23 protein-coding genes are annotated in these 25,062 nt (G+C 71.9%); 4 read left to right on the top strand and 19 right to left on the bottom strand.

Annotated features, from left to right (window positions below; genetic code table 11):
- Positions 1-11 precede the first annotated feature (11 nt).
- The 5 genes from J2N69_RS26215 to J2N69_RS26195 all read right to left on the bottom strand — a co-directional run bounded on the left by J2N69_RS26215 (position 12) and on the right by J2N69_RS26195 (position 6,264).
- Positions 12-200 carry a hypothetical protein gene (locus J2N69_RS26215; protein ID WP_230902915.1) on the bottom strand — a complete coding sequence of 63 codons (189 nt, stop codon included), beginning with the start codon at positions 198-200 and terminating at the stop codon, positions 12-14.
- Between the two features lie 189 nt (positions 201-389).
- Positions 390-1,049: a hypothetical protein gene (locus tag J2N69_RS26210; RefSeq protein ID WP_230902914.1), complete on the bottom strand. Its 660-nt coding sequence runs from the start codon at positions 1,047-1,049 to the stop codon at positions 390-392.
- Between the two features lie 35 nt (positions 1,050-1,084).
- Positions 1,085-1,654, bottom strand: coding sequence for a GNAT family N-acetyltransferase (locus J2N69_RS26205; RefSeq protein ID WP_230902913.1), 570 nt, complete (start codon positions 1,652-1,654; stop codon positions 1,085-1,087).
- The gene (locus J2N69_RS26200; RefSeq protein ID WP_230902912.1) at positions 1,623-3,902 is read right to left on the bottom strand and encodes an MMPL family transporter; all 2,280 of its coding nucleotides are present in this window, start codon (positions 3,900-3,902) and stop codon (positions 1,623-1,625) included. Before J2N69_RS26200 ends, J2N69_RS26205 begins: the two co-directional genes overlap by 32 nt.
- A 235-nt stretch (positions 3,903-4,137) precedes the next feature.
- Positions 4,138-6,264 carry a phosphocholine-specific phospholipase C gene (locus tag J2N69_RS26195; RefSeq protein ID WP_230902911.1) on the bottom strand — a complete coding sequence of 709 codons (2,127 nt, stop codon included), beginning with the start codon at positions 6,262-6,264 and terminating at the stop codon, positions 4,138-4,140.
- A 262-nt stretch (positions 6,265-6,526) separates the two neighbouring features.
- Between J2N69_RS26195 and J2N69_RS26190 the strand changes: the two genes are divergently transcribed.
- On the top strand, positions 6,527-7,750 hold the full coding sequence (locus J2N69_RS26190; RefSeq protein ID WP_230902910.1) for an SMI1/KNR4 family protein: 1,224 nt from the start codon (positions 6,527-6,529) through the stop codon (positions 7,748-7,750).
- Between the two features lie 103 nt (positions 7,751-7,853).
- Here the strand turns inward: J2N69_RS26190 and gatB are convergent, their stop codons facing one another.
- The 9 genes from gatB to J2N69_RS26145 form a co-directional block, all read right to left on the bottom strand.
- Positions 7,854-9,368, bottom strand: a complete 1,515-nt coding sequence (gene gatB, locus J2N69_RS26185) for an Asp-tRNA(Asn)/Glu-tRNA(Gln) amidotransferase subunit GatB (RefSeq protein ID WP_230902909.1) — start codon at positions 9,366-9,368, stop codon at positions 7,854-7,856.
- Between the two features lie 16 nt (positions 9,369-9,384).
- On the bottom strand, positions 9,385-9,624 hold the full coding sequence (locus tag J2N69_RS26180) for a hypothetical protein (protein ID WP_127909556.1): 240 nt from the start codon (positions 9,622-9,624) through the stop codon (positions 9,385-9,387).
- Entirely contained in the window at positions 9,621-11,114 is a 1,494-nt protein-coding gene (gene gatA, locus J2N69_RS26175; RefSeq protein WP_230902908.1) for an Asp-tRNA(Asn)/Glu-tRNA(Gln) amidotransferase subunit GatA, read from the bottom strand. Before gatA ends, J2N69_RS26180 begins: the two co-directional genes overlap by 4 nt.
- Before the next feature lie 4 nt (positions 11,115-11,118).
- Entirely contained in the window at positions 11,119-11,415 is a 297-nt protein-coding gene (gene gatC, locus J2N69_RS26170; RefSeq protein ID WP_010984178.1) for an Asp-tRNA(Asn)/Glu-tRNA(Gln) amidotransferase subunit GatC, read from the bottom strand.
- Positions 11,416-11,584: 169 nt separating this feature from the next.
- Positions 11,585-13,699: a putative bifunctional diguanylate cyclase/phosphodiesterase gene (locus J2N69_RS26165; protein ID WP_408056917.1), complete on the bottom strand. Its 2,115-nt coding sequence runs from the start codon at positions 13,697-13,699 to the stop codon at positions 11,585-11,587.
- 531 nt (positions 13,700-14,230) lie between these two features.
- On the bottom strand, positions 14,231-16,414 hold the full coding sequence (gene ligA, locus J2N69_RS26160) for an NAD-dependent DNA ligase LigA (protein WP_230902906.1): 2,184 nt from the start codon (positions 16,412-16,414) through the stop codon (positions 14,231-14,233).
- A gap of 31 nt (positions 16,415-16,445) precedes the next feature.
- The gene (locus J2N69_RS26155; protein WP_230902905.1) at positions 16,446-17,459 is read right to left on the bottom strand and encodes a methionine synthase; all 1,014 of its coding nucleotides are present in this window, start codon (positions 17,457-17,459) and stop codon (positions 16,446-16,448) included.
- Positions 17,456-18,154 carry an SDR family oxidoreductase gene (locus J2N69_RS26150; protein WP_230902904.1) on the bottom strand — a complete coding sequence of 233 codons (699 nt, stop codon included), beginning with the start codon at positions 18,152-18,154 and terminating at the stop codon, positions 17,456-17,458. Before J2N69_RS26150 ends, J2N69_RS26155 begins: the two co-directional genes overlap by 4 nt.
- A 7-nt stretch (positions 18,155-18,161) precedes the next feature.
- Positions 18,162-18,707 carry an LOG family protein gene (locus J2N69_RS26145; RefSeq protein WP_230902903.1) on the bottom strand — a complete coding sequence of 182 codons (546 nt, stop codon included), beginning with the start codon at positions 18,705-18,707 and terminating at the stop codon, positions 18,162-18,164.
- 51 nt (positions 18,708-18,758) lie between these two features.
- On the opposite strand from J2N69_RS26145, the gene J2N69_RS26140 reads away from it, so the two are divergent.
- Positions 18,759-19,094 (top strand): DUF427 domain-containing protein, encoded by a 336-nt coding sequence (locus J2N69_RS26140; RefSeq protein ID WP_230902902.1) that lies wholly within the window; start codon positions 18,759-18,761, stop codon positions 19,092-19,094.
- On the opposite strand, the gene J2N69_RS26135 is transcribed toward J2N69_RS26140, so the two are convergent.
- On the bottom strand, positions 19,095-20,078 hold the full coding sequence (locus J2N69_RS26135) for a GlxA family transcriptional regulator (RefSeq protein ID WP_230902901.1): 984 nt from the start codon (positions 20,076-20,078) through the stop codon (positions 19,095-19,097).
- A gap of 107 nt (positions 20,079-20,185) precedes the next feature.
- Between J2N69_RS26135 and J2N69_RS26130 the strand changes: the two genes are divergently transcribed.
- Entirely contained in the window at positions 20,186-21,130 is a 945-nt protein-coding gene (locus tag J2N69_RS26130) for an NADP-dependent oxidoreductase (protein ID WP_230904880.1), read from the top strand.
- A 171-nt stretch (positions 21,131-21,301) separates the two neighbouring features.
- Here J2N69_RS26130 and mnmA read toward each other — a convergent pair whose 3' ends face one another.
- Complete coding sequence (mnmA, locus tag J2N69_RS26125) at positions 21,302-22,450, bottom strand: tRNA 2-thiouridine(34) synthase MnmA (RefSeq protein WP_230904879.1); 1,149 nt, start codon at positions 22,448-22,450, stop codon at positions 21,302-21,304.
- A gap of 67 nt (positions 22,451-22,517) precedes the next feature.
- On the opposite strand from mnmA, the gene J2N69_RS26120 reads away from it, so the two are divergent.
- Positions 22,518-23,210, top strand: coding sequence for an N-acetylmuramoyl-L-alanine amidase (locus J2N69_RS26120; protein ID WP_230902900.1), 693 nt, complete (start codon positions 22,518-22,520; stop codon positions 23,208-23,210).
- On the opposite strand, the gene J2N69_RS26115 is transcribed toward J2N69_RS26120, so the two are convergent.
- From J2N69_RS26115 to J2N69_RS26105, 3 genes are all read right to left on the bottom strand, one after another.
- Positions 23,207-24,376, bottom strand: a complete 1,170-nt coding sequence (locus tag J2N69_RS26115) for a cysteine desulfurase family protein (RefSeq protein WP_230902899.1) — start codon at positions 24,374-24,376, stop codon at positions 23,207-23,209. The two genes, J2N69_RS26120 and J2N69_RS26115, sit on opposite strands and share 4 nt — an antisense overlap.
- A 48-nt stretch (positions 24,377-24,424) precedes the next feature.
- On the bottom strand, positions 24,425-24,643 hold the full coding sequence (locus J2N69_RS26110) for a DUF4190 domain-containing protein (protein ID WP_230904878.1): 219 nt from the start codon (positions 24,641-24,643) through the stop codon (positions 24,425-24,427).
- Positions 24,644-24,801: 158 nt separating this feature from the next.
- A complete protein-coding gene (locus J2N69_RS26105) occupies positions 24,802-24,957 on the bottom strand; it encodes a hypothetical protein (RefSeq protein WP_167515828.1) in 156 nt (51 codons plus the stop codon).
- Positions 24,958-25,062 lie beyond the last annotated feature (105 nt).

The following is a 25,062-nucleotide window of genomic DNA, read 5'->3' as shown; positions in this document are numbered from 1 at the left end:
CCCCGGTCACCTCAGGCGGCCGGTGTGAAGCGGGACTTCCACAGGGGCATGTTCACCCGCCCCTCCGCTTCGTCGCCGGTCGAGCGGCGGGCCGCGGTCTCGGCGCGGCGGTTCCTGCGGACCTCGCGGATCAGGCGGCGGCGGTCGGCCTCGCGGGCCAGCTCGGCGGCGCGCATCTGGTGCATCTCGTACTCGAACATCTCGTACCCCTTGGGCGGTTGGTGGTGCCATCGCTCTCTGCGATGGCACCACTCTCGTCTCCCAGGGGCGTGTCCCACATCGGGCGAGTGCCGCATCTCCGGGAGGCCGGGGGCCTTAGGTACGGCGAAGGGCGGGCCGGGGGTCTTAGCCCCGGGCCCGCCCCTGCCTTACGTGGGCTTACGCAGGGCTCAGGAAGGTGTCGAGGGAAGGCCGAGCAGCAGGTCGGAGTACTTGAGGACGGCGAGGATCAGTCCGATCACGCCGAGTACGACGCCCGCCCAGGCCACGGACTTGATCCACGGCGCCTGTTCCTGGCCGGGGGCGCCGAACGCGGGCCTGACCAGGACCACGAAGCCGGTGACCAGGGCGGTGAGCGCGAAGAGGCCCGCGATCAGCGCGGTGACCTTCCAGGAGTCGCCGTACAGGGACTGGATCTGCCGGCCGACGCTCGCGGACCGGGCGGTCTCCAGCTGCCCCATGATGTTCGAACGCGCGGCGGCGACCGTGCCGAGCCAGCCACCGGAGAGACCGATCACACCGAGCGCGGCGGAGACCACGGCGGCGGCGCCCTGACCGACCCCGGCGGCCTTGGCGGGCCGGGCGGCGGCCACGGCCAGGGCCTCGTCCGCCGCGCCCTCGTCCGCCTCGTCCGCCTCCTCCGTCCCGTCCACGTCGTCGGCGCTGTCCCCCGACTTCGTGACGTCGACCGTGCCCGCCTCCGCCCCCGGCGCCGACTCCTTGGCCCCGACGGTCACTTCCCCGGCCGCCTCGGCATCCTTGGTCCCGTCTGCATCCTTGATCCCGGTGGCATCCTTGGCCCCGGCCGCGTCCTCTGTCTCAGTACCCATGCGCCGCACCGTACGGACGGAGTCTGAGAGGCGTCTTAACGGCCGCCGTGCGCCGTCTCCCGCGCCGCACGCCACTCCGGGGCGAGTACGGACCACACCTCCATGTCGTGCCGCACCCCCTGCCAGGGGAAGCTCTCCCGCAGGACGCCGTCCTTGACGAAGCCGAGCCGCGCGGCGGCGGCCTTGCTGCGGTCGTTGCGGGACGACACCAGCCACTCCACGCGGTGCATGCCGCGCTGGTCGACCGCCCAGTCGATGAGGACGCGCGAGGCCTTGTTCACCAGCCCGCGCCCGGCGGCCGACGGCTCCAGCCACACGCCGATCTCGCAGCTGTCGGAACCGGTGTCGAAGATCCGGAAGAGGACACCGCCGACGAGCGTGCCCTCCAGCCAGATGCCGTAGAGGCGCCCGGTGTCGGCGGCCTGCTTGTCGGCGTACGTCTGGAGGAAACTCTTCGCCGTCTCCAGGTCCTTCACCGTCACGGTGAAGGGCACCCACGCCCCCGCGTACTCCCGTGCGCGCTCGATGTGTCCGAGAAATTCCTGTGCCTGCCACGGCTCGATCGGCCGCAGCTCAGCGCCCTCGCCCAGCGATATCGCGAACATCCCGCTCCTGCTCCTCAGGTCCACTGACGTCCTCATGCGGCGCCGGGTTCGCACGCCGCCGGGGGATCGTCGCACGCGCGCCGCCCGCATCCGAACGACTTTCGGGCGGCTCGATGCTGATGCGCGGCAGGAGACGGTCCAGGCGCCGCGGCAGCCACCAGTTGGCGCCGCCGAGCATGTGCATGAGGGCGGGGACGAGCAGGGTCCGCAGGACGAAGGCGTCGAGGGCCACGGCCGCCGCGAGGGCGATGCCGAACATCGCGATGACGCGGTCGCCGCTGAGGACGAAGGCCAGGAAGACGGAGATCATGATGACGGCCGCGGAGTTGATCACGCGGCTCGTCTCGGCGAGGCCGACGCGGACCGCCCGCCGGTTGTCACCGGTCTCCAGCCACTCCTCGTACATCCGGCTGACCAGGAACACCTGGTAGTCCATGGAGAGTCCGAAGAGGACGGAGACCATGATCACCGGCAGGAAGGGTTCTATCGGCCCGGCCGCGCCGAGCCCGAGCAGTTCGCTCCCCCAGCCCCACTGGAAGATCGCGACGACGACCCCGAACGCGGAGGCGACGGCGGCGACGTTCATCACGGCGGCCTTGAGCGGGATGCCGACCGAGCGGAAGGCGAGCAGGAGCAGGACACAGCCGAGCCCGATGACGACGCCCACGAAGAGCGGCAGCTTCGCGACGATGATCTCCGCGAAGTCGTCGTAGCTCGCGGTGACGCCGCCGACCGCCACGTTGAGGGAGCTGTCCGTCTCGGCCGCGGGCAGGACGTCGTCGCGCAGCCGGTCGACGAGGTCGCTGGTCTCCTTCGACTGCGGGGGCGAGTCGGGGACGACGGTGAGGAAGGCGGTGCGGCCGCTCTCGGCGTACGTCGCCGGGCTCACGGAGGCGACGCCCTCGGTCGACCTCAGCGTCGTGCCCAGGTCGTTCAGGGCGTTGCGGTCGCCCGCGCCGTAGACCTCGCCGACCAGGGTCAGGGGGCCGTTCACGCCGGGTCCGAAGCCGTCGGCGAGCAGGTCGTAGGCCTGCCGGGTGGTGGCGGAGGCGGGTTTGTTGCCCTGGTCGGAGGTGCCGAGGTGGAGGGCGAAGGTGGGCAGCGCGAGCACGGCCATGACCAGGACGGCGGCGGCGCCGAGGAGTTTGGGGTGGCGTTCGACGAAGGCGGCCCAGCGGGCGGCGAGCCCGGTCGGCAGCTCCGGCGCGGGCCCGTGCTCGGCGAGCCTGCGGCGTTCGCGGCGGCTCAGGGCGCGCGGCCCGATCCAGGAGAGCAGGGCGGGCAGCAGCGTGACGGAGGCCGCGACGGTGAGGACGACGGTCAGCGAGGCGGCGATCGCGACGCCGTTGAGGAAGCTGAGCCGCAGGATGAGCATGCCGAGCAGGGCGATGCAGACGGTGGCGCCCGCGAAGACGACGGCGCGCCCGGTGGTGGCCACGGCACGCTCGGCGGCCTCGGCCACGGGCAGGCCCCGTTTGAGGCCCTTGCGGTGCCTGGTCACGATGAACAGGGCGTAGTCGATGCCGACGCCGAGACCGATCAGCGTGCCCAGCATCGGGGCGAAGTCGGCGACGGTCATCACCTGCCCGAGCAGCACGATGCCCGCGTACGCGGTGCCGACGGAGACCAGCGCGGTCGCTATGGGCAGGGCGGACGCGGCGAGGGAGCCGAAGGCGAGGAAGAGCACGACGGCCGCGACGGCGATCCCGACGATCTCGGCGACCTGGGCGCTCTTGGACTCGGTGAGGCCGATGGCGGTGCCGCCGAGTTCGACCTCCAGGCCGTCGGACTCGGCGGCCTTGGCGGTGTCGACGACCCGCTGGGCGTCGGCCCTGTCGATGTCGTCGGCCTGCTCGCGGAAGGTGACGGTGGCGTAGGCGGTGCGGCCGTCCCGGCTCACCTGGCTCGCGCCCTGGCTGTCGTAGGGGCTCGTCACGGAGGCCACGGCGGGCAGGTCGGCGATCTTGTCCAGGGCGCCGGTCATGGTCCGCTCGACGTCGGCCGCGCGGACGGAGCCGCCGGGGCCCGCGGTGTGCCAGACGACGGTGTCGCTGTCGCCGCCGAGGCCGTGGAAGCCCTTGTCCAAGAGCTGGGTGGCGCGGCCGGACTCGGTGCCGGGGACCTCGTAGTCGTTCGAGTACGCGGACCCGGCGACGGCGGCGGCGGTCGTGGCGCCGCCGAGGGCGAGGAGCCAGAGCAGGACGGCGAGAAGGCGGTGCCTGACACACCATCGTGCGAGTGCTGCCACGTACTGGCTCCCTGGGTGATCTGTGGATCTTCATCGGGAACAGCAGTGACACGACTGGACAGCCCGTAAAGAACGCATGTGAGGCGACATGAGCGCCTCAGTCACCTTGACAGCCCTTGGAGATCGTTGGTCCCTTTCGTGGCCATCCTCACAGCCGGGCGAGGTGTGCGCGGAGGCACCCGGGGGCACCCTCCGCGCACCAGGGACCACATGACGTGACCGAGCGCGCCGGGCGTCAGCCCGAGACGCTGGCGCGGCCGTTCTCGATGTGGCCCATGAGGCGGCGGCGGAACGCGGTGTCACGGTCCGTCGTGACCTCTATGTCGTACCAGCCGTGCTCGTCGTCGGTCCGCCAGGCGACGGTGCGGCTGCTGCCCGCCTTGACGCGGACGGTGCGCGTGCGGCGCCTGACGTCGTCCTCGTCCACGTATCCGAGCGGCTTGACCGTGAAGACCAGCTCGCCGCGGCCCCGGCTGGCGAGGGTGAGGTGGATCTCGCGGCGGGTGATCGCCGAGGCGAGCCGCGCGCCGCCGTCCTTGCCGCCCTTGCCGTCCTTGGCTGGTGCGCCGCCCTCGAACTCCCGTCGGAAGCCGTTCGGGCCGGTGACGGTGAAGTCGTACGCGTCGCCCCGGACCGGCACACTCCAGGAGCCCTTGCGGACGACGTCCTGATGCTGCGGGACGGTGTACTCACCGGCGTAGGGGTAGAGCGCGAAGTGCGCGCTGGAGCTGCCGCCGTTGCGCAGCCGCACCGTGAGCGTGCCGTCCTCGGCGGGCCGCACGTCCGCGTCCGGCTGGTACGGCAGCGGGCGGGCGCGCCGCACGCCCGGCTCCTGCACCGGCATGGCCTGCTGCAGGGGCGGCTGCGGCCGCCAGCGGCCGCTGAACGCCGGGATGGGGCCCGGCTGTTCGACGTCCGGCTGCCGGTGGGCGCGCCGGAAGTCGAAGGCGCCGGTGAGGTCGCCGGTGACCTTGCGGCGCCAGGCGCTGATGTTCGGTTCCTCGACGCCGGTCCACTTCTCCAGGAAGCGCACGACGGAGGTGTGGTCGAAGACCTCGGAGCAGACGTAGCCGCCGACGGTCCACGGGGAGACGACGAGCATCGGCACGCGCATGCCGAGCCCGGTCGGCCTGCCCTCCCAGCGCTCCTCCTTCTCCTCGGCCGAGTCGCCGCCGGGCACGGGCGGCGGGACGTGGTCGAAGAAGCCGTCGTTCTCGTCGTAGTTGATGAAGACGGCGGTGCGGCGCCACACGTCGGGACGCGAGGCGAGGGCGTCGAGGATCTTGTAGACGATCGTCGCGCTGTGGATCGGCGACGAGACGCCGGGGTGCTCGGAGTCGACGGCGGAGGGCACCAGATAGGTGACCTTCGCGAGCTTGCCGCCCGCGACGTCCTTGGCGAACTCCTCGGCGAGCCTGCCGGTCGGCACGCGCCGCAGACCGCGCTCGAACAGCGAGCGCTCGTGCTTGCTCAGCGTGGCGACGCCCTCCTCCAGGGCGGCGAGCAGCTTGGCGCGCTCGGCCTCGTCCTTGGTGTCGCGCACCTTGGCGTAGAAGGCCTCCATGAAGGTGAGGCCGGTCTTGGCCAGGGCCTTGCGGGCGATGGCCTTGAAGGTGGTGAAGAACTCGATCTGGTTGTCGGTGAAGTTCTCCCACTCCGTGTACGTGCGCCAGCTCACGCCCGCCTTCTCCAGGCGCTCGGCGTAGGTCCCCCAGCCGTAGCCGGGGTGGGTGCCCTCGGCGTACGCGTCGTTGCCGACGGCCCGCTTGCCGTTCGCCTCGTGGCCCGTCTTCCCGCTCCACAGGTGGTTGCGGTTGGGGCTGGTGGAGGTGTGGATGGAGGAGTGGTAGGCGTCGCAGACGGTGAAGGTGTCGGCGAGTTCGTAGTGCAGCGGGATGTCCTCGCGCGTGTAGTACGCCATGGTCGCCGCGGTCTTGGCGGTGATCCAGCCGTCCATCCAGCCGTCGTGCCAGGCCTTGGCGCCGCCGCCCCAGGAGTGGTCGAGGTCGCCGATGTACTGGAGGTCCTTCTTCTGCGTCTTCGCCGCCTCCCGGACGGGGAAGGGCAGGACGGTGCGCAGGCCGTCGGGCTGTTCGAAGACCGGCTTGCCGCTCGGCAGCCGGATGGCGTTGCGGTCGCCGAAGCCGCGCACGCCCCGCAGGGACCCGAAGTAGTGATCGAAGGAACGGTTCTCCTGCATCAGGATCACGACGTGCTCGATCGAGTCGAGACCGCCTCCGCGCGGCGGCTCGTGCGCGAGCGCCTCCCGCAGCGACGGCGGCAGGAAGGAACCGGCGGCGGCCGCGCCGAGCGCACCGCCGCCGATCGCCATCAGGCGTCTGCGCGAAATCTCCGGAGTCACGTACGACCTCCCAGTAGTCCTGGCCCTGTGGCCGGCCGGCCCTGGCCGCCGACCAATGGTTCTCTGCTGATCCATTGCCCTGTACGGCGGGGACGCTAGTGACGTCCGGTTTCGTTGTGAAGGCCGCTGTACGAAGTCGGGGTGAACGTCCAAAAGGTCCCGGACGCGAAGACTGGCCCGGCCCACCCGGATGGCCGTCGGCGGGAGCGTCGGCGGTGGTCGGCGCGGGGCGTTGTCAGTGGCGGGTGCCATCCTCGGACGCATGGAGATCACCGCACGCATCGCCGCCTTCACGGACCTGGTCGGGCCGCCGCCCGACCCTGTGCCCGCCGTGGACTGGGCGGTGGTGGAGGCCTGGCTGGAGGTGCCGCTCCCGGCCGACTACAAGGCGCTGGTGTCGGCCTACGGCCCGGCGGAGATAGGCGGACCGGGCCGCCCCGACGCCCCGTCCGTCCGGCTGCACACCCCCTGTGTCAGCGCCGACGGCCGCTACGACTTCGCCGCGTGGGTCCTGGAGACCCACCGCCACTCCGCGATCAGGCCGCACATGTTCACCAAGGAGCAGCGCCGCTTCCTGCCCGATGAGGGCGGTCTCCTCGCCTTCGCCACCACCTCGGGCGGGAACCACCTCTTCTGGGACACCTCCGCGTCGAAGGACCCGGACGAGTGGCCGGTGGTGCTGCTGACCACGTCCGTGGCGGTCGGCGGCGCCAAGCCCTGGGTGGCGTACGAACTCCCGCTCCTGGAGTGGCTGTTCACGGCCGTCCGCGACGGCGTCCCGAACCCCGGCGAGCCCGGCGGGCTCCTGGGCCCCCTGCCGCCCGCCGTGCGCACCTGGCCGCCCCTCGCCGGCGCCACGCCCTGGGCACCGCCGCCCCGCGGCACCTATGTGGACGCCCGCCAGCACGCCGCGCTCACCGAGGGCGAGGGCCTGGAGGCGATCACCGCGCTGATACCCCCGCCCCTCGATCCCTACGTGGGCGAGGGCACGTGGGAGCAGCTCTTCGAGCGGCTCGGCACCCGGCTGCCCCCGGACTTCATGGCGCTGAGCGAGCGGTACGGCGCGGGGAACTGGAGCTGGTGGCTCGACATGCCGGCCCCGCTCGACCTCGGCCACCGGCTCGGTCTGGCGGCCGGGGTGGAGGAGATGCTGGAGGGGTACCGCAGCCTGCGCGAGGCGCATCCGCAGTTCTACCCCCTGCCCGCCTGGCCCGAGCCGGGAGGTTTCCTGCCTGCCGTCTCCACGATCGACGGGGACCAGATCGGCTGGTGCGTCGAGGGAGAGCCCGAGCAGTGGCGCGTGGCCGTCAACCCCCGGCACGCGGACCAGGGCCCGCCCCTGGAGGGCGACTTCACCGAGACGCTGCTGAACTGGCTGCGCGGCGGCCCCGGCAACTCCGCCTTCTACGGCCTGCGCAAGGACCAGGACCCGCTGGAGGAGATGTTCTTCGAGCCGTTCGGCCCGCCGCGGCCCGACGTGCCGTAAGGGTCCTGGCGGTACGCGAACGTGCCGTAGCGGTTCCTGGCGGTACGCGAAAGGGGCGGCGCCCCCCTTCGGGTGCGCCGCCCCTCGCCTGGCCGCAGGGGGCTCAGCCTTCGCTGACGCCCAGCTTCTCCAGGATCAGTTCCTTCACCCGGGCCGCGTCGGCCTGGCCACGGGTGGCCTTCATGACCGCGCCGACCAGGGCGCCGGCCGCGGCGACCTTGCCGCCGCGGATCTTCTCGGCGATGGCGGCGTTGCCGGCGATGGCCTCGTCGACGGCGGCGGTGAGCGCGCCCTCGTCCGAGACGACCTTCAGGCCGCGCTTCTCGACGACCTCGTCCGGGGTGCCCTCGCCCTTCAGGACGCCCTCGATGACCTGGCGCGCCAGCTTGTCGTTCAGGTCACCCTTGGCGACCAGCTCGGCGACGCGGGCGACGTGCTCCGGCGTGATCGCCAGCGAGCCGAGGTCCACACCCTGCTCGTTGGCGTGCCGGGCCAGCTCGCCCATCCACCACTTGCGGGCCGACGCGGCGTCCGCGCCCGCGTTGATCGTGGCGACGATCGGGCCGATGGCGTCGGCGTTGAGGATCGACTGCATGTCGTGCTCGGAGATGCCCCACTCCTCGCGGAGCCGGTTGCGGCGCAGCCGCGGCAGCTCCGGAAGGCCGGCGCGCAGCTCCTCGACCCACTCACGGGACGGGGCGACGGGGACGAGGTCGGGCTCCGGGAAGTACCGGTAGTCCTCGGCGTTGTCCTTGATGCGGCCGGAGGTCGTGGAGCCGTCGTCCTCGTGGAAGTGACGGGTCTCCTGGATGATCGTGCCGCCCGAGGAGAGCACCGCGGCGTGGCGCCGGATCTCGTAGCGCGCGGCGCGCTCCACGGAGCGCAGCGAGTTGACGTTCTTCGTCTCGCTGCGGGTGCCGAACTCCTGCTGCCCCTTGGGGCGCAGCGAGAGGTTGACGTCGCAGCGCATCTGGCCCTTGTCCATGCGGGCCTCGGAGACGTCGAGCGCCTTGATCAGCTCGCGCAGCTCGGCGACGTACGCCTTGGCGACCTCGGGGGCGCGCTCGCCCGCGCCCTCGATCGGCTTGGTGACGATCTCGATCAGCGGGATGCCGGCGCGGTTGTAGTCCAGGAGCGAGTGCGAGGCGCCGTGGATGCGGCCCGTCGCACCGCCCACGTGGGTGGACTTGCCGGTGTCCTCCTCCATGTGGGCGCGCTCGATCTCCACGCGGAAGACCTCGCCGTCCTCCAGCTGGACGTCCAGATAGCCGTTGAAGGCGATCGGCTCGTCGTACTGGGAGGTCTGGAAGTTCTTCGGCATGTCCGGATAGAAGTAGTTCTTCCGGGCGAAGCGGCACCACTCGGCGATCTCGCAGTTCAGCGCGAGGCCGATCTTGATGGCGGACTCGACGCCGATTTCGTTGACGACCGGCAGCGCGCCGGGCAGGCCGAGGCAGGTCGGGCAGGTCTGGCTGTTCGCATCCTGCTTGAGGGCGGTCGAGCAGCCGCAGAACATCTTGGTCTTGGTGCCCAGCTCGACATGGACCTCAAGGCCCATGACGGGGTCGTACGTCGCGAGGGCTTCCTCGTACGACACCAGGTCGGTAGTGACAGTCACGGTGAAACTTTCCCTCTCAGCCCAGCAGGACGTCGTCGTCGCCGAGGCGCTTGAGCTCCCGCAGGAGCAGCGCGACGCCGGTGGCGATGGCGGCAGCGGAGACGACGGCGTCCACGAGGCGGAGCGTGTCGTTCTCGCGGCGGGCCAGCTTGGCCTGCTTGAGCACGGAGACCGCGCCGAACGCGGTGGTGCCGATCGACAGATACGTACCGGTCTTGGACTTCTTGAAGCCCTTGGCCTTGTTCAGAGCGCTCACAGCGACGGTGCCTCCTCCAGCAGCGGGTGCCCCCACTTTTCCACGAAGGCGGCCTCGACGGCGGCTCCCACCTTGTACAGGCGGTCGTCCTTCATGGCGGGGGCGATGATCTGAAGTCCGACGGGCAGGCCGTCCTCCGGTGCGAGACCGCAGGGCAGCGACATGGCGGAGTTGCCCGCCAGGTTGGTCGGGATGGTGCACAGGTCGGCCAGGTACATCGCCATCGGGTCGTCGGCGCGCTCGCCGATCGGGAAGGCGGTGGTCGGCGTCGTCGGGGAGACGATCACGTCGACCTGCTCGAAGGCCGCCTCGAACTCACGGGTGATGAGCGTGCGGACCTTCTGGGCGCTGCCGTAGTACGCGTCGTAGTAGCCGGAGCTGAGCGCGTACGTGCCGAGGATGATGCGGCGCTTGACCTCGTCGCCGAAGCCGGCCTCGCGGGTGAGCGCGGTGACGTCCTCGGCGGACTTCGTGCCGTCGTCGCCGACGCGCAGGCCGTAGCGCATGGCGTCGAACCGGGCGAGGTTCGAGGAGCACTCGGAGGGCGCGATCAGGTAGTACGCGGAGAGCGCCAGGTCGAACGTCGGGCAGTCCAGCTCGACGATCTCGGCGCCGAGCGACTTCAGCAGCTCGACGGACTCGTCGAAGCGCTGGACGACACCGGCCTGGTAGCCCTCGCCGCGGAACTGCTTGACGACGCCGACGCGCATGCCCTGGACCGAGCCGTTGCGCGCGGCCTCGACGACCGGCGGGACCGGGGCGTCGATGGACGTCGAGTCCAGCTCGTCGTGGCCGGCGATGGCCTCGTGCAGCAGCGCCGCGTCGAGGACGGTGCGGGCGCAGGGGCCGCCCTGGTCCAGGGAGCTGGAGAAGGCCACCATGCCGTAGCGGGAGACGCCGCCGTAGGTGGGCTTGACGCCGACCGTGCCGGTGACGGCAGCGGGCTGGCGGATGGAGCCGCCGGTGTCCGTGCCGAGGGTGAGGGGGGCCTCGTAGGCGGCGAGGGCGGCGGCGGAACCGCCACCGGAGCCGCCGGGGATGCGGGTGAGGTCCCAGGGGTTGCCGGTCGGGCCGTAGGCGCTGTTCTCGGTGGAGGACCCCATGGCGAACTCGTCCATGTTGGTCTTGCCGAGGATGACGACGTCGGCGGCCTTGAGCTTCTTGGTGACCGTCGCGTCGTACGGCGGAATCCAGCCCTCGAGGATCTTGGAGCCGACCGTGGTCGGGATGCCCTCGGTGGTGAAGATGTCCTTGAGCGCGACGGGGACGCCGGCCAGCGGGCCGAGCTTCTCGCCCCGGGCGCGCTTCTCGTCGACGGCGCGGGCCTGCGCGAGGGCGCCCTCGCGGTCGACGTACAGGAAGGCGTTCACCTTCTCGTCGACGGCGTCGATGCGGGCCAGGTGGGCCTCGGTGACCTCGACGGCCGTCAGCTCGCCGGAGGCGATCTTCGACGCGATCTCGGCGGCGGTGAGCTTGATGATGTCCGTCATGTTCTTAGTCCTCCCCCAGGATCTGCGGCACCTTGAAACGCTGCTGCTCCTGGGCCGGGGCGCCAGAGAGCGCCTGCTCGGGGGTGAGCGACGGACGGACCTCGTCCGCGCGCATGACGTTCGTCAGCGGCAGCGGGTGCGAGGTCGGCGGTACGTCTTGGTCGGCGACCTCCGAGACGCGGGCGACCGCGCCGATGATGTCGTCGAGCTGTCCGGCGAAGTGGTCGAGCTCCTCGGCCTTCAGCTCCAGACGTGCAAGGCGGGCGAGGTGGGCGACCTCCTCGCGCGTGATGCCAGGCATGCGGCGATCCTCAGGGGTGAGTGTGCGGGTTGTGACCCCAATCCTATGGGTCGGCGTGGTGTGGCCGTTAAACGGTTTCCCCGCGGGGGCCCGGCGGCCCGGGCCACGCGTGCCCAGGGACCGCTTCCGTCGCACGGCGTCCCGCGTCGCCAGGGCCGGAGCCGGGCGGTCACTTCACCACGTGGCCCGACGACTCCCCCACCTCGGAGCCCTCGGCCAGCGCCGCCGCCTCGGCCTCGGCCGCGACGTCCGCGGGCCTGCGCCAGCCGCGCGAGCCCCGGGCCCGCAACCACGCCGTCGTCTCCTCGGGCGGCATCGCCGCGGCGACCAGCCACCCCTGCACCGCGTCGCACCCGAGGTCCCGCAGCCGCTCCCACGTCTCGTCGTCCTCGACGCCCTCGGCGACGACGAGCAGGCCGAGGGAGTGCGCGAGGTCGACGGTGCAGCGGACGATCTCCGCGTCCTCGTTGTCCACCGCGAGCCGTGCCACGAAGGAGCGGTCGATCTTCAGCTCGCTGACGGGCAGCCGCCGCAGGTGGACCAGGGACGAGTAGCCCGTGCCGAAGTCGTCCAGGGACATCTTGACGCCGTGGCCGGTGAGCCCGGCGAGGGTGTCCGCGGCGCGCTGCGGGTCCTCCAGGAGCACGTGTTCGGTTATCTCCAGTTGCAGCGCCCCGGCCGGGACCCCGTGGCGGGCGAGGCGGGCCGCGACCGAGCCCGCGAAGCCGGGGGTGTGGACGTCGCGCGGCGAGACGTTCACGGCGACGGGGACCTTCAGGCCCTGTGCTTGCCACTTGGCCACCTGGCCGAGGGCCGACTCCAGGACGTACTCCGTGAGGTGCGGCATGAGGCCGGAGGACTCGGCGATGGCGATGAACTCGTCCGGCGGGACCTTCCCGCGCTCGGGGTGCACCCACCGCACCAGGGCCTCGAGGCCGGCCACCTTGCCGTCGAAGCGGACCTTGGGCTGGTAGTGCAGTTCGACGTCGCCCGCGTCCAGCGCCCGCCGCAGGTCACCCAGGAGGCCGAGGCGGTCCGGGGTGTTGGAGTCCCGCTTGGACTCGTACACCTCGACGCCCGTGCGGTCCCGCTTGGCCTGGTACATCGCCACGTCCGCCCGCCGCAGCAGCCCTTCGGCGTCGAGCGCGTGGTCGGGGAAGACGGCGAGGCCCGCGCTGGCCTCCAGGACCAGCGTGAGGCCGTCGAGGTCGAGCGGTGAGCCGAGGGCCGCGACCAGCTGGCGGGCCACGCGCGTGGCGGAGGTCGTGGAGTCGGCGATGGGGAGCAGTACGGCGAACTCGTCGCCGCCGAGCCGGGCCGCCTCCGCGCCGCGCGGCAGCGCGAGCCGCAGCCGGTCCGCTATCTGCAGCAGCAGCCGGTCACCGGCGAGATGCCCGAGGGTGTCGTTCACCGAGCGGAAACGGTCCATGTCGATCAGCATCAGGGCCGAACGCGCCCCGATCCGCTCGGCGTCGTCCAGAGCCGTCCAGGTCCGCTCCAGCAGCCACTGCCGGTTGGGCAGTCCGGTGAGCGGGTCCCTCAGCTGCTCCTCGGCGCGGGCGCGGGCGATCCACAGAGTGGAGTCGAGCGCCACCAGCGGGATCGCGAAGAGCGGCAGCAGGATCGGCAGGGAGATCGCCACCACGCAGATCAGCGGGGCGATGCCGAGCAGCGCGATGCCGAGGAGGCCCTGGCGCACCAGGGCCGTTCGGGTGACGGTGGGCAGGGCTCCGGTGCGCGGCGCGTGGACGTACCAGAGCAGGACGCGGGTGACGACGAGGTAGGCGACGGCGACCAGGGCGACCTTGGGGGCGGTGTACAGGTCCCAGGTCTCGGGCAGCCAGGGCGACTCGGCGGTCGGCGCGGTGCCGAACGCGGCCAGGGTGAGCGCGCCCGCGCCGATGCCGAGGATGTCGACCGCGCCGTGCAGCACGCCCTGGCGCCAGCGGTGTCGGCGCGCGGCGCCGACCAGGACGACGACGGTGAGGCTGACCATGCCGGCGGGCACCCAGCCGTACAGCAGCAGGACGGCGACGGTGAGCGCCCCGCCGGAGCCCGTGCCGCCCCACCAGCGGTCCCGGCCGAGGGCGACGAGGTGACTGACGATGAGCCCGGTGAGGACGGCGAAGGACCAGCCGGCGGCACCGGTGGGGAACAGCGCGTGCCGGCCCGTGAACGCCTGGAAGAAGCCGGTGCCCAGCAGGATCGCGGCCGCCGTGACGACCACGAGGGGCAGCAGCGGCCAGGGGTCGCGGGGGTCCTGCTCGACGGGGCCGCCCACCATCGCCACGGCGCTCTCCGTGCCGCGCCCCGAGGCGGGGGCGGTCCAGGCCCGCTCGCGGGGTTCGATGGCCGTGCTCAGCGCCCCGGCCGAAGTCCCGCCGGGGGCGGCCTGATCGGCGGCCTGTCCGGTCCGGCGGCCGCGCAGCCAGGTGCCCGGCGCGTGCCACCGGCGCGCGCGCAGCGGTGAGTCCGGGGCGGCGCTCTCGGTCGGTTCCATTCCCGTCCCTCTCACAGCCGGCGGTGCCCACGCCCTACGGACTCGGCCCGGAATCGGCCGCGCCCGAAAATCCGTTCCCTCGCTCTCCATGAGCGAGGGGGATGCTCTGCTCCCGAACTCGTGCCGAGTGGGGGATGCTCCCTTCCAGGCTCTTGGTGAGCAGGAGATGCCCCACTCGCAGCGGGGCACGGCAGGCGCACACCTCAACAGTAGGCCGCAGAAGGCTTCCACGGGCAGCGGTCGACCACGGTTGCCCGAATGCGACCCGGCCACCCGTATGCATCTGGTATGCGCTGAACGGGTGGCCTTCAACCGCTACTCCTCGGTCGGAAGCGCGACTTCCCGCGCCGCGTCCGGTCCTTGTTCCAGCAGCACGACGAAGCCTTCCTCGTTGAGAACCGGAACCTTCACCTGCATCGCCTTGTCGTACTTCGAACCGGGGTTGTCCCCCACGACGACGAAAGACGTCTTCTTCGAAACGGAACCGGTCACCTTCGCGCCCCGGGTCTGGAGCGCCTCTTTCGCGCCATCCCGGGTGTAGTGCTCCAGTGTTCCGGTCACGACGACCGTGAGCCCCTCCAGGGGGCGCGGGCCCTCGTCCTCGCCGCTCGACTCCTCCTCCATGCGCACCCCGGCCGCCCGCCACTTGCGGAGGATCTCGCGGTGCCACTCCTCGGCGAACCACTGTTTGAGGGAGGCCGCGATGACCGGGCCCACTCCCTCCGTCGTGGCCAGCTCCACCTCGGTGGCCTGATCGATGCGGTCGATGGAGCGGAACTCGCGGGCCAGCGCCTCTGCGGCCACCGGGCCGACGTGCCGGATCGAGAGGCCGGTCAGGACGCGGGCGAGCGGGCGCTCCTTGGCCGCCGCGATGTTCTCCAGCATGGCGAGGGTGTTCTTCTTCGCCTCGCCCTTCTGGTTGGCGAAGAAGGTGACCACCTTCTCCTCGCCGGTCTTGGGGTCGCGCTTGGGCAGGCCGGAATCCTGGTCGAGGACATAGGACTTGATGGGGAGCAGTTCCTCGACCTTGAGGTCGAAGATGTCGCCCTCGTCGAGGATGGGCGGCTCGGCGGGCTCCAGGGGTCTGGTCAGCGCGGCGGCCGCCACATAGCCGAAGTTCTCGATGTCCAGGGACCGGCGGCCGGCGAGGTAGAAGAGACGTTCACGCAACTGGGCCGGGCACGTCTGGGCGTTGGGGCAGCGGAGGTCGATGTCGCCCTCCTTCATGGGCCGCAGCCCCGTGCCGCACTCGGGGCACTCGGCGGGCATCACGAACTCCCGCTCGGTGCCGTCCCGCAGGTCGACGACGGGGCCGAGGATCTCCGGGATGACGTCACCGGCCTTGCGGATGACGACGGTGTCGCCGATCAGGACGCCCTTCTTCTTCACCACGTCCTGGTTGTGCAGGGTCGCGAACTCGACCTCGGAACCGGCGACGGTGACGGGCTCCACCTGGGCGTACGGCGTGACGCGGCCGGTGCGGCCGACGCCCACGCGGATATTGATGAGCTTGGTGTTGACCTCCTCGGGCGCGTACTTCCAGGCGATCGCCCAGCGGGGGGCGCGCGAGGTGGAGCCGAGGCGGCCCTGGAGCGGGATCTCGTCGAGCTTGACGACGACGCCGTCGATCTCGTGCTCCACGGAGTGGCGGTTCTCGCCGAAGTACGCGATGAAGTCCCGCACGCCTTCGATGCCGTCGACGACCTTGTTGTGCTTGGCGGTGGGCAGGCCCCATGCGCGCAGCAGTTCATAGGCGTGGCTGAGGCAGTCGATGTCGAAGCCCTCGCGGGCGCCGATGCCGTGCACGACCATGTGCAGCGGGCGGGTCGCGGTGACGCGCGGGTCCTTCTGGCGCAGCGATCCCGCCGCCGCGTTGCGCGGGTTGGCGAAGGGCTTGTCGCCCGCCTCGACCAGGCGGGCGTTCAGCTCCTCGAACTTCTCCATCGGGAAGAAGACCTCGCCGCGGATCTCCACGAGGGCGGGGACCCGCTCGCCCTTGAGGCGCTGCGGGATTTCGGCGATCGTGCGGACGTTCGGCGTGATGTCCTCGCCGGTGCGGCCGTCGCCCCGGGTGGCGGCGCGGGTCAGCCTGCCGTGCTCGTAGGTGAGGTTGACCGCGAGGCCGTCGACCTTCAGCTCGCACAGGAAGTGATACCCCGGCGAACCGACGTCCTTGGCCACGCGGTCGGCCCAGGCGGCCAGCTCGGCGTCGTCGAAGGCGTTGTCCAGCGAGAGCATGCGCTCGCGGTGCTCGACCGCCGTGAACTCCGTCTCGTACGAACCGGAGACCTTCTGGGTGGGCGAGTCCGGCGTCCGCAGCTCCGGATACTCCTCCTCCAGGGCTTCGAGGGAACGCAGGAGCTTGTCGAACTCGGCGTCGCTGACGACGGGCTGGTCCTTCACGTAGTACCGGAAGCGGTGCTCCTCGATCTGTTCGGCCAGCTGGGCATGGTGATCCCGTGCCTCGGCGGGCACAGAGCCTTGCTGTTCGACAGCCACCGTAAAGTCCTCCCGTTTACGTCATACCCAATTACTCAGGGTTGTCTGCGAGCGATCTCGCCGCCTTGACGCAGTGGGCGAGCACCGCGCGGGCGTACGCGGGAGAAGCCCCCGCGAGACCGCACGACGGAGTGACCACGACCGACTCCGCGAGCGAGCCCGGATTCAGCCCCAGCCTGCGCCACAACGTCCTGACACCCATGACGCTACCGGCAGGGTCCGACAATCGTCCGTCCACGCCCGGCACGACACCGGCGAAGAGCTGCGTGCCGCCCTCGACTGCCTCGCCGAGCGTCTCGTCGTCACGCTCGGTGAGGAGTGAGGCGTCGAACGAGATCGCGTGGGCGCCGGCGCGGCGCAGCAGCGCGAAGGGCACGTCCGGCGCGCAGGAGTGGACGACCGTCGGGCCCTCGCCCTGGACGGCGAGGACGGCCCGCAGGGTGTCCTCCACGACCTGGCGGTCCACGGCCCGGTGGGTGCGGTACTCGCTCGCCGTCTTGACCTGCCCGCGCAGCACGGCGATGAGCGAGGGCTCGTCGAGTTGCAGCACCACCTGAGCGCCCGGCACCCTGCGGCGCACGTCGGCGAGGTGCTCGCGCAGGCCCTCGGCGAGCGATCCGGCGAGGTCGCGGCAGGCGCCGGGGTCGGAGAGCGCCGCCTCGCCGTTGCGCAGCTCCAGGGCGGCGGCGAGCGTCCAGGGGCCGACGGCCTGGACCTTCAGCGGGCCCTGGTACCCCTGGGTGAACTCCTCCAGGGCGTCGAGGTCCTCGCCGAGCCAGGCCCTGGCCCGCTTGGTGTCGCGTCCGGGGCGGTCGCCGACGCGCCAGCCGCTGGGCTCCACGCGCGCGTACACGTCGACGAGGAGGCCGGCGGTGCGGCCGATCATGTCGGCGCCGGGTCCGCGCGCGGGCAGTTCGGCGAGGTAGGGCATGCCCTCCTGCGGTCCGTCGAAGCTGCCGGTGACGGTTTTCGCGGCCTCGCGGGCGTCGCCGCCGGGCATGGACCCGACGCCGGTCGCCGCGCCCCAGGTGAAGGTGTCGCTCATCGGCCCGGCCGCACCGTCAGGTCGTTGACCTCCGCGTCGCGCGGCAGGTCCAGGGCCATCACGATCGTCGTGGCGACCGACTCGGGGTCGATGAAGCGGGAGGGGTCGTACTCCTTGCCCTCCTGCTGGTGGACCTTGAGCTGCATGGCGCTCGCCGTGCGGCCGGGGTAGACCGAGGTGACCCGTACGCCGTTGCCGTGCTCCTCCTGGCGCAGGGAGTCGGCGAGAGCCTTCAGGCCGTGCTTGGAGGCGGCGTACGCGGACCAGTCGGCGTGGGCGTTCAGACCGGCGCCCGAGTTGACGAAGACCACGTGCCCCTCGGCGAGGCGCAGTTGCGGCAGGAAGTGGCGGGTCAGCTCGGCGGGGGCGATGAGGTTGACGTTGAGCTGGTGGCGCCAGGACTTGGGGGTCAGTTCGCCGACCGGTCCGAGGTCGACGACGCCCGCGATGTGCAGGAGCGAGTCCACGCGCGAGGGCAGCGACTGGTGCCCGAAGGCCCAGGAGAGCTTGTCGGGGTCGGACAGGTCGCCGACGAGCGTGCTCGCGCCGGGGAACTGGGCGGCCAGCTCCTTGGCGCGGCCCGCGTCGCGCGCGTGGAGGACGAGTTCGTCGCCGCGTGCGTGCAGGCGGCGGGCGACGGCCGCTCCGATGCCGGAGCCGGCCCCGGTGATCACATGTGTTGCCATACCCGCCATGCTCGCATCACTGGGTGCCCAGTGATTCCTCCAGGTAGGCCAGTGCACCGACGGGCTCCTCGGCGAAGAAGACCAGGTCGGTGAGGGGCAGGGGCAGGAAGCCCTCGTCCTCCATGCGGCGGAACTGCTCCTTGAGGCCGTCGTAGAACCCCGCGGAGTTCAGCAGGACCACCGGCTTGGTGTGCTTGCCGTGCTTCTTCAGCTCCAGGATCTCGGTGGCCTCGTCAAGGGTGCCGGTGCCGCCGACCATGATCACGATCGCGTCGGCCTTCTCCAGGAGCAGCGCCTTGCGCTCGGCGAGGTCGCGGGCGATCACCATTTCGTGCGGCTCGGCGACCACCCTCGCCTTGGCGGCGAGGAAGTCCACGGAGACCCCGACGAGCCGCCCGCCCGCCTCGTGCACACCGTCCGCCACGACCTTCATCAGGCCGCTCTCGGAGCCGCCCCACACCAGGGTGTGCCCTCCTTTGCCGAGCAGTTCGGCGAATTCCCGTGCGGGGCGGGTGTAGCGGTCGTCTAGGTCGGCGGCGGAGAGGAAGACGCAGATGTTCATGCGCCCACGGTACGGTCCGACACTGACAGCACCTGGCGAGGAGGGCACGTCATGACAAAGGGACACCGGATCACCGTCGAGCGGGGCACGGACCACGTGCGGGTGGTGCACGAGGGGCAGGTGGTGGCGGAGAGCAGCCGCCCGCTGCTGCTGCGCGAGACGGGCTACCCGGTGCGCTACTACCTCCCCCCGGAGGACGTGCGCACGGACCTGCTGACCCCGTCCGAGACCACCACGCGCTGCCCCTTCAAGGGCACGGCCTCCTACTGGTCGCTGCCGGGCGCGCGGGACGCGGTGTGGGCCTACCGGGAGCCGAAGCCGGAGGTGGCGGCCGTCAAGGACCACTACTGCTTCTACGACGCGGAGGTCACCGCAGAGCAGGGATAGTCACCGGGCGGCGGAGGCGAACGTCCTCCGGTAGGCGGCCGGTGAGACGCCGAGCACGGAACGCATGTGCTGGCGCAGGGAGTTGCCGGTGCCGAACCCGGCCCGGTGGGCGACCACGTCGATGGGCAGGTCGCTCGACTCCAGGAGCCCGCGGGCCAGCTCGATGCGCTGGGCGGTCAGCCAGCGGCCGGGAGGCATGCCGACCTCTTCCTGGAAGCGGCGTGTGAAGGTCCGCAGGCTCATGCGGGCGTGGGCGGCCAGCTCGCCCAGCGGCAGCGGCTCGTGGAGCCTTTCCAGCGCCCACGCGCGCGTGGCGGCCGTCGTGGCGAGCGTGGGCTCGGGGACGGGCCGCTCGATGTACTGCGCCTGCCCGCCCTCGCGCCAGGGCGGGACCACGCAGAAGCGGGCGACGCGGTGGGCGACGGCGCTGCCGTGGTCGCGGCGCAGCAGGTGCAGGCAGAGGTCGACGCCGGCGCCGACGCCGGCCGCCGTCAGGACGTCCCCGTCGTCCACGAAGAGGACGTCCTCGTCGACCGCGACCCGGGGGAAGGTGCGCCGGAAGTGGGCGGCCTCCTTCCAGTGCGTGGTCGCGGGGCGCCCGTCGAGCAGCCCCGCGGCGGCGAGGACGTACGAGGCGGTGCAGAACGACACCCAGCGCGTGCCGGGCCGCACCCGGGCGAGCGCGGCGGCGAGCGGTTGCGGCAGGACGCCGTCCTCCGTGCCGCCGCACAGCCGCTCCGTCGGCGGGACCACCACGGTGTCCGCCTCCGCGAGCGCCTCGGGACCGTGCTCGACCGTCATCCGGAATCCGGCGTCGGTCCGCACCGGTCCGCCGTCCACCGTGCAGACGACGATGTCGTAGAGCGGACGCCCCTCTGCGTCCTCGGCGGCTCCGAAGATGCGCGGTGGGATGCCCAGCTCGAAGGCGTACACACCGTCCAGCGCGAGGACCGCCACCCGGTGTCGTCCATCGTTCGAAGCCATGGCCGAATCCTGTCACATCATGGCCAAACTGCCAGCACTGTGACCGGCGGTCCCGCCGCACTCTGGGGTCTCGGACCGTTTTCGAACGAGGATGCAAGAGGATGACCATGAAGATGCGTGCCATCAGCCCCCGCGCGTGGGGCGCCCCGGAGAACCTCGTCCCCGTGGAGGTGGACCGCCCCGAGCCCGGCCTCACCGAGGTCCTGGTCCGGGTGCACGCGGCGGGCGTCAACCCCGTCGACTGGAAGACCCGCGCGGAGGGCGCCTTCGGCACCTGGGGCGACACCCCGATCCTCGGCTACGACGTGTCGGGCGTCGTCGAGGAAGTGGGCCCCGGAGTGACGCTGTACGCCCCCGGCGACGAGGTCTTCGGCATGCCGCGCTTCCCGGAGCAGGCGGGCGGCTACGCGGAGTACCTCGCCGCGCCCGCCCGGCGCTTCGCGCCCAAGCCCGCGGGCATCAGCCATGTCGAGGCCGCCGCCCTGCCCCTCGCGGCGCTCACCGCCTGGCAGGGGCTGGTCGAGACGGCCGGACTGCGGGCCGGGCAGCGGGTGCTGATCCACGCGGCCGCCGGCGGCGTGGGGCACCTGGCCGTACAGATCGCCAAGGCGCACGGGGCGTACGTCATCGGGACCGCCCGCACCGAGAAGCACGACTTCCTGCGCGCCCTCGGCGCGGACGAACTCGTCGACTACGCGCGCGTGGACTTCACCGAGGCGATCGACGACGTGGACATCGTCCTCGACGGGGTGGGCGGCGCGTACGGCACACGGTCCGTGGAGGTCCTGCGCCCCGGCGGCCACCTGGTCACCCTCCCCGACCCCGGCGGCCTCCCGGACCCCGCCCGCGCGCGGGAGCGCGGCATCCACACGGGCTGGACCGTGGTCGAGCCGGACCGCGCGGGCCTGCTGGAGATCGCGCACCTGGTGGGCGGCGGCAAGCTGCGCGTCGAGGTCGACACGGTGCTGCCCCTGGAGGAGGCGGCGAAGGCGCATGCGTACGGCGAGCGGGGCCGTACGCGGGGCAAGATCGTGCTCCGGGTCGCGGACTAGGGCCTGTCTGACAATTCCCGTCGTCGCCCGGAGGGCGGCCTCGCGGCGTCAGGTGCGTGCTCTCGGCGTGCCGGGCGTAGGGCCTCGTACTGGATGTACTTGGCTCTGCGCCCGGTGCGGCGAGAGTGCGTGCATGGCGTCGCGAGGCAGACGGGAATTGTCAGACAGGCCCTAGGCGGAGACGCGGCTCTGGACGCCCGCCGTCGCCCGCTCCGTGGTCGCGATCGTCGCCGAGCCCACCACGCGCGTGCCGTCGTACAGCACGATCGCCTGGCCGGGGGCCACGCCTCGGACCGGCTCGGTGAAGGAGACGTTCAGGGTGCCGTCGACGAGTTCGGCGGTGACCTCCGTCTCGCCGCCGTGGGCCCGCAGCTGCGCCGTGTACGTGCCGGGCCCGGTGGGGGCCGCGCCGCACCAGCGGGGCTTGACGGCGGTCAGGCCGGTCACGTCCAGGGCGGCGGCCGGGCCGACCGTCACGGTGTTGTTCACCGGGGAGATGTCCAGGACGTAGCGCGGCTTGCCGTCGGGGGCCGGGGTGCCGATCCGCAGGCCCTTGCGCTGGCCGATGGTGTAGCCGTACGCCCCTTCGTGGGTGCCGAGGACCGTCCCGGACTCGTCGACGATGTCACCCTCCGCCTTGCCGAGGCGGGCCGCGAGAAAGCCCTGGGTGTCGCCGTCGGCGATGAAGCAGATGTCGTGGCTGTCGGGCTTCTTCGCCACGGCGAGGCCACGGCGCTCGGCCTCCGCGCGGATCTCCTCCTTGGTGGTGACCGTGTCACCGAGGGGGAACATCGCGTGGGCGAGCTGACGGTCGTCCAGGACCCCGAGGACGTAGCTCTGGTCCTTGGCCATGTCCGAGGCGCGGTGCAGCTCGCGCGTGCCGTCCTCGCGGACGATCACCTGGGCGTAGTGGCCGGTGACGACCGCGTCGAAGCCGAGGGCGAGGGCCTTGTCGAGCAGCGCGGCGAACTTGATCTTCTCGTTGCAGCGCAGGCACGGGTTGGGGGTACGCCCCGCCTCGTACTCGGCGACGAAGTCCTCGACCACGTCCTCGCGGAACCGCTCGGCGAGGTCCCACACGTAGAACGGGATGCCGATGACGTCCGCGGCGCGGCGGGCGTCGCGCGAGTCCTCGATGGTGCAGCAGCCCCGCGCGCCCGTGCGGAACGACTGCGGGTTCGCGGAGAGCGCGAGGTGCACTCCCGTCACGTCGTGTCCGGCTTCGGCGGCGCGGGCGGCGGCGACGGCGGAGTCCACACCGCCGGACATGGCGGCCAGGACACGGAGGGGGCGCTGGGCGGGCTGCGGGGTCTCGGTCAAAGTCATAGCTCTAACAGAGTACGGGCACGCGGGAACCGTGAGCCCGTGACCAAGCGTTGACGATCACATGGGGGAATCAGAGGGGCAGAAGCCGGGGAGCCGCGGAGTCAGCCGGCGCGCCCTGCTGATCGGCGGTGGCGTCGCCGCCGCCGGCACGGCCGTGCTCGCCCGGGACGACCTGGGGCGGCTGTGGTGGCGCATGCCCGGTGTCGTCAAGAGGCGCAAGGAGGGCGAGGTCGACGCCAAGGGCGCGCAGTGGACCGCCGCCTCGGACTACAACTGGCGCCGAGCGGACCGCCCCGACGACTACGGCATCGACCGCGTCATCATCCACGTCGTCCAGGGTGGTTACGCCACGGCGCTGCGCGTCTTCAAGGACCCGAGCCACGGCGCCGCCACGCACTACGTGGTCCGCAAGGACGGCCACGTCGCCCAGATGATCCGCGAGCTGGACGTGGCGTTCCACGCGGGCAACAGGCGTTACAACGAACGCAGCGTCGGCATCGAGCACGAGGGCTTCGTCGACGACAAGTCGTCGTTCACGGACGCGATGTACGCCTCCTCGGCGCGGCTGACGGCCGGGATCTGCGAGCGGTACGACATCCCGGTCGACCGGGAGCACATCATCGGTCACGTGGAGGTGCCGGGCACGGACCACACGGACCCGGGCCCGCACTGGGACTGGGACCGGTACATACGCCTGGTGCGCACCGCGCGCGACGGACCGGCGAAGAAAGCGGAGAGGGCAGAGAAGGCCTAGCTCAGGCCCGCCGTGCGCGCCCGCTCCACCGCCGGGCCGATCGCCGCGGCCACCGCGTCCACGTCCGCCTTCGTCGACGTGTGGCCGAGGGAGAAGCGGAGCGTGCCGCGTGCCAGGTCGGGGTCGGTGCCCGTGGCGAGCACGACGTGGCTGGGCTGGGCGACGCCCGCCGTGCACGCCGATCCGGTGGAGCACGCGATGCCCTGCGCGTCGAGCAGCAGCAGCAGGGAGTCGCCCTCGCAGCCGGGGAAGGAGAAGTGCGCGTTGGCGGGCAGGCGGCCGGCCGGGGACGGGTCGCCGCCGAGGACCGCCTCGGGGACCGCCGCGCGGACCACGGCCACCAGGTCGTCGCGGAGAGCGCCGATCTCGGCGGCGAAGCGCTCGCGGTGCTCGGCGGCGTACTCCCCCGCGACGGCGAAGGCCGCGACGGCGGGCACGTCGAGCGTCCCGGAGCGCACATGCCGCTCCTGGCCGCCGCCGTGCAGCACGGGCACGGGGCTGTACTCACGGCCGAGCAGGAGCGCCCCGATGCCGTACGGCCCGCCGATCTTGTGGCCGGAGACGGTCATCGCGGCGAGCCCGGAGGCGCCGAAGTCGACGGGGAGCTGGCCGTAGGCCTGCACGGCGTCGGCGTGCAGCGGGACGTCGAACTCCGCGGCGACGTCGGCCAGTTCGCGGACCGGCTGGATCGTGCCGATCTCGTTGTTGGCCCACATGACGGTGGCCAGGGCGACGTCGGCGGGGTCGCGTGCGATCGCCTCGCGCAGCGCTTCGGGGTGGACGCGGCCGTGGGTATCGACGGGGAGGTACTCGACGGTGGCGCCCTCGTGCTCCCCGAGCCAGTGGACGGCGTCGAGGACGGCGTGGTGTTCGACGGGGCTGGCGAGGACGCGGGTGCGGGCCGGGTCCGCGTCGCGGCGGGCCCAGTACAGGCCCTTCACCGCGAGGTTGTCGGCCTCGGTGCCCCCCGAGGTGAAGACGACCTCGCTGGGGCGGGCGCCGAGCGACTCGGCGAGGGTCTCGCGGGCCTCCTCGACGGTGCGGCGCGCCCGGCGGCCCGCCGCGTGCAGCGAGGAGGCGTTGCCGGTGACGGCGATCTGCGCGGTCATCGCCGCGATCGCCTCCGGGAGCATCGGTGTGGTCGCTGCGTGATCGAGGTAGGCCATGGTGCGCACGATTCTACGAGTCGCACGGCGCCGTACGACCCCGCGGTATCAGCCCGCGAGACCCCAGGACACGGTGTTGTCCATCGAGACGAGCACACCGAGGACGACGAGGTCGGCCACGCCGAGCCCGAGTCCGAGCAGCGCACGGCCCCTTCGGGCGGTACCGCGCCACAGGGCGAGGCCCGCGAGGACGATCGCGACGGGGCCGAGGAAGACGTTCAGGACGAGCAGGCCGAGCAGGCCGCAGACGAAGGAGGCGACAGCCATGCCGTCGGTGTCACGGCGGCCGGTGGGGCGCTCCGGGACACGGCCCGTGCCGCGCTCGGCGGTGCGCTCACCCGCGCGTTGAGCGGTGCGGTCAGCAGTACTTCCGGCAGTGCGTTCGGCGGTGAGTGTCATGGTCGGGCTCCTTCCGGCTCGGTCGGTCAGTGGTGGTGACGCGTGTGGCGCTCACGGATCGCGAAGACCGCGAGCCAGACGCCGATGACCACGGCGGCGGCCAGCGTGACCGGCGGCGGGAGGTGGGCCACGGAACCCATGGCGACACCCAGCAGGAGCAGGGCGGCGACAAGGAAGAGCATGAGATCCCTCTCCAATCGGTGAACGGGCCCGGGCGGCCGGGAACCGTTCGGTGAACGCTTGTGGTAACAACTGTTCACTGACTTGCAGAGTAGCCGTCTCCGCGC

Source organism: Streptomyces huasconensis (assembly GCF_021028635.1).
Taxonomy (GTDB): domain Bacteria; phylum Actinomycetota; class Actinomycetes; order Streptomycetales; family Streptomycetaceae; genus Streptomyces; species Streptomyces huasconensis.
Note: the sequence above shows the minus strand (reverse complement) of the source record. Positions and strands in the feature narration are given on the sequence as shown.